The organism is Cellvibrio sp. BR (assembly GCF_000263355.1).
Taxonomy (GTDB): domain Bacteria; phylum Pseudomonadota; class Gammaproteobacteria; order Pseudomonadales; family Cellvibrionaceae; genus Cellvibrio.
Map to the genome: position 1 here is coordinate 13262 of NZ_JH668208.1, position 11951 is coordinate 25212.

The 11951-nt window shown below is 51.6% G+C and carries 7 protein-coding genes; 1 reads left to right on the top strand and 6 read right to left on the bottom strand.

Features of this window, described 5'->3' with window-relative positions:
* Positions 1 to 29 precede the first annotated feature (29 nt).
* The 3 genes from O59_RS19850 to O59_RS19860 form a co-directional block, all read right to left on the bottom strand.
* Positions 30 to 3095, bottom strand: coding sequence for an efflux RND transporter permease subunit (locus tag O59_RS19850; protein ID WP_007645975.1), 3066 nt, complete (start codon positions 3093 to 3095; stop codon positions 30 to 32).
* Positions 3088 to 4206 carry an efflux RND transporter periplasmic adaptor subunit gene (locus O59_RS19855; RefSeq protein WP_007645976.1) on the bottom strand — a complete coding sequence of 373 codons (1119 nt, stop codon included), beginning with the start codon at positions 4204 to 4206 and terminating at the stop codon, positions 3088 to 3090. The genes O59_RS19850 and O59_RS19855 overlap by 8 nt, the downstream gene beginning before the upstream one ends.
* A gap of 81 nt (positions 4207 to 4287) precedes the next feature.
* Complete coding sequence (locus O59_RS19860) at positions 4288 to 4905, bottom strand: TetR/AcrR family transcriptional regulator (protein WP_007645978.1); 618 nt, start codon at positions 4903 to 4905, stop codon at positions 4288 to 4290.
* A 248-nt stretch (positions 4906 to 5153) separates the two neighbouring features.
* Here O59_RS19860 and O59_RS19865 point away from each other — a divergent pair, with 248 nt between their 5' ends.
* Positions 5154 to 7907, top strand: a complete 2754-nt coding sequence (locus tag O59_RS19865) for a TonB-dependent receptor domain-containing protein (protein WP_007645979.1) — start codon at positions 5154 to 5156, stop codon at positions 7905 to 7907.
* Positions 7908 to 7960: 53 nt separating this feature from the next.
* Here O59_RS19865 and O59_RS21210 read toward each other — a convergent pair whose 3' ends face one another.
* The 3 genes from O59_RS21210 to O59_RS19880 all read right to left on the bottom strand — a co-directional run bounded on the left by O59_RS21210 (position 7961) and on the right by O59_RS19880 (position 11930).
* The gene (locus O59_RS21210; protein WP_007645981.1) at positions 7961 to 8908 is read right to left on the bottom strand and encodes a TolB family protein; all 948 of its coding nucleotides are present in this window, start codon (positions 8906 to 8908) and stop codon (positions 7961 to 7963) included.
* Between the two features lie 35 nt (positions 8909 to 8943).
* Positions 8944 to 10257 (bottom strand): sugar porter family MFS transporter, encoded by a 1314-nt coding sequence (locus O59_RS19875; protein WP_007645984.1) that lies wholly within the window; start codon positions 10255 to 10257, stop codon positions 8944 to 8946.
* 119 nt (positions 10258 to 10376) lie between these two features.
* Complete coding sequence (locus O59_RS19880) at positions 10377 to 11930, bottom strand: glycoside hydrolase family 32 protein (protein WP_007645986.1); 1554 nt, start codon at positions 11928 to 11930, stop codon at positions 10377 to 10379.
* Positions 11931 to 11951 lie beyond the last annotated feature (21 nt).

The window sequence follows — 11951 nt, forward strand, 5'->3', positions numbered from 1 at the left end:
CTGGGAAATAGTGGTAAAAAATACAGGGATCAGCGTCCGCGAGCAGGGCTGATCTTGAACCAAATCGCATACATAGCCGGCAGAAACACCAAGGTCAGGATCGTGCCCGCGAAAGTGCCACCGATCAGCGTGTACGCAAGCGTTCCCCAGAACACCGATTGAGTCAGCGGGATGAACGCCAGAATTGCGGCTAACGCCGTCAGGATTACCGGGCGAGCACGCTGCACGGTGGCCTCAACTACAGAGTGGAACGGTGAGAGCCCCACCCGTTGATTGTGATCAATTTGGCCAATCAGGATCAGCGTATTGCGCATCAGAATGCCGGACAGCGCAATCAACCCAACCAATGAATTGATGCCAAACGGCTGCTGGAATAGCAGTAGCGTCGGCACTACCCCAATCAACCCGAGCGGACTGGTCAGAAACACCATCACCATCGCGGAAATTGAGCGCACCTGCAAAATGATGATGAGCAGGGTGATTGCCAGCATGATGGGAAAGACCGGGAGCATCGCTTCCATTGCCTTGCCGGATTCTTCGATAGAGCCTGCCTCTTCAATGCGATAACCGCTCGGCAACTTGTGCATGATGGGTTGAAGCTGCGCAGTGATAGCTGTCGAGACATCCGGTGGCTGTAAGTCATCGGCGATGTCGCCGCGCAGGGTGATGGTCGGCACCCGGTCGCGGCGGCGTATTACCGGCTCCTCCATGCGCACCTCAACTTCTCCCACCTGCGACAGCGGAATGCGCTGCCCATTGGCGCCTGCCAGAGTGAAATCGCCAATCCTGGCTGGGTCGAGCCGGATATCGCCCGCCGAGCGCGCAACAACCTGCACCGTGCGAATATCCTCGCGCACAGCGGTGATAGGCACACCGGTCAGCAAAAATTGCAGCTGTTGTGCCACAGCGGTGGAAGTCAGCCCGACTGCCTGCAAACGATCCTGCTGTAAGGTGAAGTGCAGCGTGGGGGTACGCGTGCCCCAGTCGCTATTAACCGTACGCATCATCGGACTGGCAGCCATGACCTGCTCCACGTCAGCCGCGATTGCCCGCAACTTGTCGGGGTCAGGGCCGCTAACCCGGTAGGCAACCGGGAATGGCGAATAGGGGCCGAATACCAATTGAGTGACACGCACCCGTGCCTCAGCAGCAAGCCCATCGGCGATGGCTTGTCGCAGCCGGTGTTTTAGCACATCACGTTCATTCTGGTTATCTGTGCGCACCACAATTTTGGCAAAGGAGGGATCAGGCAACTCCGGCCCCATCGAGAAGTAAAAACGGGGCGCACCCTGCCCTATGTAGGCAGTGACGATCTTCGCCTCTGTTTGTTGGGCGAGCCAGGCTTCTACTTTCTCGGTGGCGGCGCTGGTTTGGGTGATCGATGTCCCGTAGGGCATCTGCACTTCGACCAACACTTCCGGCCGGTCAGAGATCGGGAAGAATTGCTTTTTCACCACCGCCATACCGAGTACAGATAAGACAAAAAGGCCGACTACCGACGCGGCGACCACCCACTTGCGAGCAATGACCCGCTCCAGAATTTGACGAAATCGGTTGTAGTGCGAGGTGTTGTATATGGCGTCATGCCCACCGTCGACCTTCTTCAAATGAGGCAGCATTTTCACGCCCAGGTAAGGCGTGAAAATCACGGCAACCAACCAGGATGCAATAAGCGCTATACCCACAATCCAGAACATATTGCTGGTGTACTCGCCGGCCGAAGAGCGAGCGAAACCATTGGGCATGAATCCAACAGCCGTAACCAGCGTGCCCGATAACATGGGCGCTGCGGTATGGCTCCAGGCATAGGCGGACGCGGCGATGCGGTCGTAACCTTCCTCCATTTTTACCACCATCATTTCAATGGCGATAATGGCATCGTCTACCAATAAACCCAGCGCCAGAATCAGCGAGCCCAAGGTGATGCGGTCAAAGTTCTTGCCGGTGGCCAGCATGACCACAAAAACGATGGCAAGGGTCAGCGGTACGGCGGCGGCAACCACAATACCAACGCGCCAACCCATACTCAGGAAACACACCAGCATTACGACTACCAAGGCAAAAAAGAACTTGACCATAAATTCATCGACTGCCGAACTGATATTGACAGCTTGGTCAGTGACCTTGGTCAGGCTTATACCCAATGGCAGCTCAGTATTAATTGCGCCGACTTCGGTTTCCAACGCTTCGCCCAAATCGAGCCCATTCCAACCGTCGCGCATAACAACACCCAGCAGTAAGGCCTGCTCGCCGCCATTGCGAACCAGAAATGTTGCGGGGTCTTCGTAGCCGCGCTTGACGGTGGCGATGTCCGAGAGTTTTAGGGTGCGGCCTTGCGCCATCACCGGTGTATCGCGGATCTTCTGTAATTCATCGAAGGCGCCATCCAAACGGATAAATACCTCCGGCCCCTTGGTCTCCACCGAGCCCGCTGGCGTCAGCGCGTTCTGGTTGTTGAGCGCGGCGAATACATCCTGCGGACTAACACCCAGCGTCGCCAAACGCTCATGGGAAAGCTCGATGTAAATTCGCTCCGGCTGTTCGCCGACGATGTTCACCTTTTTTACACCGGGTACATGCAACAGCCGTTGGCGCAATGTTTCCGCGTCACGCACCAGCAGGCGCTGCGGCTCACCCTTGGCCTTGAGTGCATAGAGTGCGAAGGTGACATCGGCATATTCGTCGTTGACCATCGGCCCAATCACACCCGCTGGCAATCTGCTTGCCTCATCGCTGATTTTTTTGCGTGCCTGATAGAACTCATCCTGCACTTCAGCCGGCGGCGTGCTGTCGAGTAAAGTCAGGGTTGTGAACGCCAAACCAGGTCTGGTGTAAGTTTCGGTACGGTCATACCAGCGCAGCTCTTGCAGGCGCTTTTCGATCTTCTCGGCGACCTGATCCTGCATTTCCTGTGGGGTTGCACCCGGCCACGCGGTGATAATCGTCATCACTTTCACGGTAAAGGCAGGGTCTTCTGCCCGACCCAGATTGAAAAATGCGATCAGCCCTGCCAGTGAAATCAGGAAAATTAAAAACAAGGTGACCGAGCGTTCACGTACAGCGAGTGCCGATAGATTGAAGCGGGATTCACTCATGAGGCGCTCCTTCGGTCACGCTGTTAGCTGTGAGGTCAGCCACTCGCACCTGTTCACCATCACGTAGCAAATGCGCACCAAGCGCGACTATCCGGTCACCCTGCGTGAGTTCTCCGCTAAGGCTCGCGCTATGGTCATCCAAATGCTGGATCTTAACCGGACGCCAGGAAACCTTGGCTGGTTCACCAGTGACAACCCACACGCCGGGCCCTTTCCCGGCATCAAACAGGGAGCCAATCGGGACCTGGAAATTGCCGGGCATGGCAGGCTGTTCATTAACGAGCTGGATCGTAACCGTAGTCCCCAACGGGGCATCAGCCAGCTCCCCCTCCAGCACATAACGCGCCTCAAAGGTGCGGGTAAGTTGGTCCGCCGTATCCGAGAGCTGCCGAAGTGTGGCGGCAACAATCACATCCGGCTTGCCGAAAGAACTGGCCTGTGCGACAGAGTTGATCGCAGGGCGCAGGGTTTCTGGCAACTGGATAACCGCCTCGCGGCGCCCGGCATGGGCAAGGCGCACCACGGTTTGGCCCGCACCGATCACTTGGCCGGGTTCAGCCAGGGTTTCCATGACTACCCCATCGCCATCAGCCACCAATTCGGTATAACGGCTCGCGTTGCGCGCCACGTCGTATTGCGCTTTAGCAGCGTTGAGTTGGGCGTTTGCCGTATCGGCCGCTGCCTTGGCTTGGTCGTAGGCTGACGCTGAAATTGCCCCGGTACCACGCAGCTCGCGATAACGGGCCTCATCTTCCGCGGTTTGCAGTGCCCGCGCTCGCGCTGCCGCCACTACCTCTTCCTGTGCCACTGCCGCCAGCGTGAGATCGACAGGATCGATACGCATAAGCAGTTGTCCGCGTTTGACGGTTTGCCCGGTATCCACCAGCCGCTCCAGTACCTTGCCGGAAACGCGGAAGCCCAAATCGCTCTGGACTCGCGCCGCGACTGTGCCGGTATACGAACGCGCGGTAAGCGTCGATGGTTCGACAATGGCGGTACGAACGAGGGGTATGCCGGTGCGTGGGTCGACGGGCGCAGTTTCGCCACACGCGACCAACACAGTAGGCAAAGCACAAATGGCAATAGAGGTAGCGAAGTGACGCAAACGCATAAAAATCCCATCGAGGAAGTGATTAGGATTTTCATTATGTTTCTAGTGACTAATTTAGTCAATGGTCACAAAGTTGTTTTTTCAGGGCGACAAACTGCGGAGCACGAGACTCGAGAGATGCATCGGCGCATCTTCGATGTAATCAAAGCTGTATTGCAAGAGCAAAGGATTGAGGTAGGGGCGCATAACCAGGTAGATCGACATGGTCGTTTCATCCAGCGGTGTCTTGCGCTCAAAGTCCCCGGTTTGGCGACCTTCGAGCAACACATCCTTCAGTAAAGTTTGGATGCGCTCTTCATAGACCAGCACTGCCTGCCAACGCTCTGTGGCAGCCGATGCCGCAATTTCATAGAGCTTGCGATCCTGGAAAAACAGGCGAAGACTGGCTTCTGTCGCGGCTTTGAGCATCCGCCGCAGCTTTTCGGGTGGTGTGTCTGCGCTCGCCACTGCGGCACTGACTTCGGCTTCAATCTCACGCAAACAGTTCGTGCAGATCATTTCGCCGATGGCTTGCTTGGACTCGAAGAACTTGTAGATGTAAGCCTTGGAGAACCCGATGGCTTTGGCAAGATCCGAGACGGTCGTTTTGGCGTAACCGTAACGACTGAAGTGTTCTGTCGCCGCAACCACGATTTGATCGCGCACATCGTGGTCGGCTGGGCCGCGGGCTGGCATGGTAGGAGTGTCTGTATTTTTCATGGTGAGCAGCTTACGACAGTCGCAAAGATTGAACAACAGGTGACCAAACAGTATTTTGGTCGCAATTATCCAGGTGCTGCTTAGGGTGGAGTGACCACCAGGAAGCAGAGGAAGATTTTTTCATTTTTAAATTGACCATCGTTAGACATTTGAGTAGCTTATGTACTGTGGGCTGGATGGTCTCTGCGCGATTCAGCTGCACAAATCTCTAACAATAAAATCCAACACAATCCTTTAGGGAGAGCTCTATGAGAAATTACCGACGTAAACAATTGGCAGTGGCTATGTCGCTGCTCACATTCGGGACTGCTACCCCAGCAGCCTTGGCTCAAACAAACCAAGACACCGAAATCGCATTACTTGAAGAAGTTATTGTTACTGGTGTGGCGAAGGAAACACGGAAATTCGACGCCACTTTCAATATCAATACCCTTAATCAAGAAGACATAAAACAGCTAGCCCCCAATGGTACAGCTGAACTGCTGGGCAACATTCCCGGTTTTTTTGCGGAGGGTGGTACCGCAGGGGAGACACACAACAACGTTCTGGTGCGCGGGCTTCCTCAAGCTGGGGGCTATCGCTACGTGCCCAACTTGATCGACGGCCTGCCCGCCTATGAAGAGCCTGAGGCGCCGTTTATGAACAACGATGTCTTTATCAAAGGCGACTTGATGACGGTCAGTGTTGAAGCTGTAAAAGGCGGCCCAGGCGCCATTTTTTACTCTAATGCTTTAGGCGCAGCAGTGAATTACGTAACCCGTACAGGTACACAAACCTTTGAGGGCGAGTACAAGCTTGAACTGGGTGATTGGGGTCATGTACGCAATGACTTTTTTGTGGCCGGCCCGATCAATCAGAACCTGACTTATGCGGTCGGTGGTTATTACCGTGAATCAGATGGCCAGCGCGACCCGGGGTTTACGGGTAATAAAGGTGGCCAGCTGCGGGGGAACCTGCTCTATACCAGTGATGATGAAAGAACTACCGCCAAGGTACAGGCACACGTTATCGACGACACCACTATTTTTTATCAAAACGTCCCCTTCTCAGTTCCCAATAACCGCGCTCCCGGTACAGAAGACGACCCGTTTGAAATTGATCCCGGTAGTGTAAAAAGCTTGGGCGTTGATTTTGGTACAGGCACTGTAGTTTCTGATGCAACCGCTGAATACATGCTCTACGACAACCAAGGTAAACCCCTTAATTTAGACATTCGCGATGGCATCAAGCCAGAGTTTAATATCTTTACCTTGGAAGCCATGCACGAGTTAGAAAGCGGTGTCCGGGTTGAAGGTAAGGTTCGTCATACATCCGGGAGCAATGGTTTTAACGCCTTGTTCAATGACCCACCGGCAGAAACCTCACGCTTGACTACTGACCAGTACAACCGCATTAAAAGTTTTACCGGTGTATTGGGTGATGCCTATACCGACGCCACGAGTGTCAAGGCTTACTACACAGACACGGTGACTGGTACCGATCTATCAACTGCTACAGAAGCCCCGGCACTTTTAGCACACAATATCCCGGTATACGGCAAAGTTGACGCCGACAATCTCACCGGAGATTTCCGCTTGAGCAAGGAGTTTGAACTGGCAAACAGTAGTCATGAAGTCACCTTGGGTGCTTATGCCAGCGAGTACACCTACGACGTATTTTCGGTATTTGCCAGTGCCTGGAGCGATATTAGTGGCAGCTCACGTTTAGTGGATCTTTATGCTGTCAATGATGCAGAGCAACAAGTTGGCCCATCGATTACTCGCGGCGGCATGGATCAACCAGCCATTTTTGGATTAGGTGCTGATTCCACCATGCAAACCACTGCATTTTACCTGCACGACCATATGGCGTTTATGGATAACAGACTCAAATTTGACCTGGGCGTACGCTGGCAGGATCTGGATGTAGATCGCACCACCACTAACTCTTTTGATCCTGGTAATAGCTCGGAAGATTTCACACCTAACAATATAGCTGTGGGATCTACTAGCGACACCTTGATGGATAATTTTGTCAACGTTCCCGATGGCGCACCACAACGAGCGAATGAAAAATACGACGATTATGGTTGGTCAGTAGGCTCAAACTATTTGCTAATAGAGGACAGCAGCTGGGGCGACGTATCAGTATTTGGTACAGTCTCAGACTCCTTCCGTTTACCGGGTTTTGAAGATTACATCTTTGGCGGCCCAGCTACCAATCCTGGTACAGGAGAAATTGTACGCGGTGATCTGGTTGAAGATATTCAACAAATCGAGGGCGGATTTCGTATCGCAAATAACTCGCTAGAGTTTGCTGTATCGGCGTTCTATATCGACTTTAAAGCCAAAGAAAGTTTGGGGGCTACGCTGGATGACCTGAATGCAACAGGTTTTGGTGGTGTGGCATGTAATACAGTACCAGGCCCCGCTGACTGCCCTAAAGTACGCGATAGTTTCCGCCGCAGCCTAAGCAACACTGGCGTGGAATTTGAGGCAAGCTACACGCCTATCGCCCTCTCTGGCCTGACGCTGCAAGGTAGTCTGGTGTTGCAAGATCCGGAGCAGAGTCAGGACAAGGCTGTACGCACAGGTATCGTTGATGTTGACACCAATAATGACGGCATCAATGATCAACGCCAATACGAAGTATCTACCACTGAAGGTCGCCGCCCACGTCGTCAGTCGGAGGTCATGCTTAATTTCCGTCCGTCCTACACTTTCTCCAGTATTCCGCTCACTCTCTATGGGCAAGCCCAATATTTCAGTGAACGCTTTGCTTCAGATGACAGCACCAACGTGACGGTTTACCCAGAATACACCCAAATCAATATGGGGATGTTGTATTCAATTAACGACAATCTGGAGCTACAACTACACGTCACCAATCTGAATGATGCGGAATCCTTTACCGAGGGTTCAAGTGTAAGTTCAGGCTTGGCGTTTAGTGATGGCACCTACACAGGCGTCGCTCGTCCATTGATGGGGCGCTCTGTAAAAGGCAGCTTGAGCTATAAGTTCTAACAATAGGTTTATCCAACCAAAAGCAGTAGCGCGTAGCTACTGCCTCTTGTATTTCATCTATTTTTTATTCCGCAGCCTGAGGCTTTATTTTTAAATGGTTTAAGTACATCAATACTAACCCAGCGAATTTCAGAGGGAATCTTTGTCTCCATTGCGGCGCGCCAAGTGAACAATAAAAACTTTCCGTCGAGTGTTAATGCCGGAGCCATTTCCCAACCACTGGTATTGATTTCACTTCCAAGATTCTGCGGCTCCGACCATCCATTTTTGGTTTTAAAAGATACATACAAATCATGTTCCCCAACACCACCTGGGCGATTCGAGTGAAAAATCAAAAAAGATTCATCGGGGGCAATTAAGGGGTCACTGTCGTTGTAGTCGGTATTGATACCGAGCGGCAATTCTTCGATTAACCATTGTCCATCCGCACGTGGCTTTGCAACATATAAATCACCATGCAAAGCACTGGTGCCTTTTTTTCGTTCTGAGGAAAAATAGAAATTGCCGTTATTGGCAAAACTGGCATTCCATTCACTTGCGGGAGAATTAATAACGTCTGGCATACGTGTGGGGTTTACCCAGTTCCCACCATCTCGCTGCAAGCGATAAAGATCGGCTTGCCAATGCGCGCTATCACCAGAATTGTTAATGGCGGTGATAACCAAGTGATGATCCGGCGTAAACACCGGCTCACCTTCCCAGCTGTCGCTCACTAACTGCAGCAGCTCCGGACGGTTGCCGGGGCTGATACGATGGAGCCGGTTGGGAAACCATTTTTCATTGGTGATGGAGTAATAAAAATCACCCGTTAAGGGATCAAATCGGCCATAACCGACAAACTCCTGAGCGGGTGCCAGGTGAGTTTTTGCAAACACTTTGGGAACAGTGCCGGGGAGATCGGTATCAAATGCCATATAGCTTTGTGTACTGGTTGATATGCCGCTACTACAACCGCAAAAAAGCACCACACAAAGTATGCACACCACCAATTGATAATTCATTCCGGCACCTGTCTATTATTTTTGAACCATAAAAATCAATGAAATTTATGAGTTATAGATTCCAGTGTACGCCCCTTGGTTTCCGGCATCATCCAGATCACAAACGCCAACTGCAGCAACATCATCAAGGTAAAAAAGCCAAAAATATTATGCGGCTCATAGCTGCTTAAAAAACTGGGTATTAACAGGGTGATTAGTGCTGCATAAATCCAGTGGGTACTAGCACCGAGCGACTGACCTTTGGCGCGCACGCTATTGGGAAAGATCTCAGCAATAAATACCCAAATGACAGCGCCCTGCCCGATGGCATGTGCGGCGATAAACGCAAACACAAAAAACACCACCACCATACCGCCTGCGCCAGTATAAAAAGCCCAGGTGATTACACTCAGGGAAATGAGGTAGCCAATCGAGCCGATCAGCATCAAGGTTTTACGGCCTAATTTGTCGATTAACGCCAAACCAATCATGGTGAAGATCAAATTGATTGTGCCCACACCAGCGGACGATAGTAGCGATGAAGCGGCATCCAACCCTGCCAGACTAAAAATTCGCGGGGCAAAATAAATAATGAAATTGATACCCGACAGTTGATTAAACGAGGCGATTAAAAATGCCAGCATGATCGGCATAAGATATTTTTTTTGCAGCAACGGTTCGTGTGGGTCGCTGCTGCGAGCGGCATTGATTTCAGCAATAGCGGCATCGGCCGCCTGCGGGCTATCGCCCATTTTGATAAAGATATTGCGCGCCGCTTGCACGTTATTTTTTTCTAACAACAACCAACGCGGGCTCTCCGGCACCGCAAATACCAGCAGCAGAAAAATAGCCGAGGGGATAGCCACTACGCCGAGCATAAAACGCCAGTCATTTTCGCTGCTACCGGAGATCAAATAATTACTGAGGAACGCAGCCAAAATTCCAAATACAATTTGAAATTGATAGGTGGCCACTAAACGCCCACGGTATTTGGCCGGTGCAATCTCCGCCACATAGGCAGGCACAACAATGGAGGAGATGCCTATACCGACACCACCGATAAAACGCAGCAGCGAAAACACGTAGGGGTCATTCGCCAGTGCTGAACCTATAGCACTGACTACATACAATACGCCAATAATAATCAGCGTATTTTTGCGCCCCAGTCGATCGCAGGGAATGCCACCAAATAGCGCGCCCACTACGGTTCCCCAGAGCGCGGAAGACATAACCAATAAGCCATGCGTAAGCGGGCTGGTATTCCACAGCGCTTGCAGGCGCAAGTCGGCACCGGATATTACCGCCGTATCAAACCCAAACAAAAAACCGGCAATAGATACTGTAATTGCCCACATTAAAATATTTTTCATACAACCTCACACTCACCGCAACCACTTGCCCCAACATTGAAAAAACAGTGGCAAAAACTGACGTGTAACGACAGCAAAAATAGCCAGCGGTTTACCCAACCGCTGGCCGCCTGAATAGCTTAAAAATATCCCGCATGCCCCGCCGTTAACGCCAAGGGCTTATTGCTTTTAATGATTAACTGACTGGGTTTTTGCGTGGGGAAAATTTGATTGGTAAAAACCACTTCGCCTTGGTTAATAAATATTTCGATGGAGGAATTATCGATATAAAGCTCCAGCGTAATATTGTCCTGTTTGCTTCTGAGCGGCGCGCGCTGTACGCCCACAAACTTATCGGAAAATTCCGTCAGGCCGGATTTATTGCGATCAAACAATACTTGCATCTGGTCGCGATCAATAGTTAAACGCGACCGCTCACGGCCCGCACCCAGTTCCAATTCGATGCGGCTACCCGCCTGACTGTTTAACTGCAACTGCACATATTGCGGAAATTCGTTAAGCCCCTGCGCAGTTAATAATTCATATTTTCCGCTGATTTTGTTGGGTGTAAGCGCAATATTTTGTTTGATGCGCGCGGTGATTTCGCGCGCAGGTATGGATTTAACAACATAGCGCCCGTTGGTTTGCGCCAAGCTCAATTCACGCGGCAAGGTCATGGCGCCGCGCCAGGATTTCAGCGGCGTGTTTTGTGCGTAATCCCAATTGTTCATCCAGCCGATGGTGAGCGCGCGTTGATCCGGCAAATTGGACCAACCGACACCCGCGTAGTTATCCGCACCATAATCCAACCACTCGGCGGGGGATTCGCCTTGTTGAATGTTTTGCTGCAACTGGGCGCTAAATTGCGAGTCGAGGCTAAACGTTTTACCGTCAAAATCGCCCACAAAATACTGGGTGCCCGAGCCGCCATTAACGGCACCGTGATTGACGCTGACCAGCAAAACATATTTTTGTGTTGTGCTTCCCTCTATGTACAACGGAATGAGATCAGGACATTCAACAACTGCATTTTCCGCACTAAGATCAACCGCCAAATCACTTTCATGCTGCCACTGGATCAAGTTACTGGATGAGTAGAAACTTATTTTTTTATTCACCGCGAGACTCATAATCCATTTTTGATCCGCTTCAAACCAAAACACTTTTGGGTCGCGAAAATCCCGCTCGGCTGGATTAGTTAACACCGGGTTGTGCGCATATTTTTGCCAGCTGCGGCCTTTATCCAAACTGTACGCCAGCGCTTGTGATTGCCCCGCGGGCAGGCTTTTGTGCTCGCGGAATTGGTGGTTATAGGTATAAATCGCTACCAGTGGGGGATTGTCTTTGGTGCCGAGGCCGCTGGTATTGTTTTTATCAAAAACAGCGCTGCCAGAGAAAATTGTGCCGAGTTGATCGGGATACAGCGCGATGGGTAACTCCTGCCAGCTATATAAATCCCGGCTAACGGCATGGCCCCAGTGCATTGGCCCCCAAGCGTGGCCATAGGGGTTGTACTGGTAAAACAGATGGTATTCGCCATCCACATACACCATGCCATTAGGGTCATTCATCCAGTTGTGCTGGGGCGCGTAGTGGAACGCCGGGCGATAATTCTCATCGCTGGCGGCGAGCGGTAGCGCCAGCAAACCTGGCAGGCTTATACCCAGTACGGCAAGGATTTTTTTAAGTGTCACGGTTATCTCTCCCAAACAAAA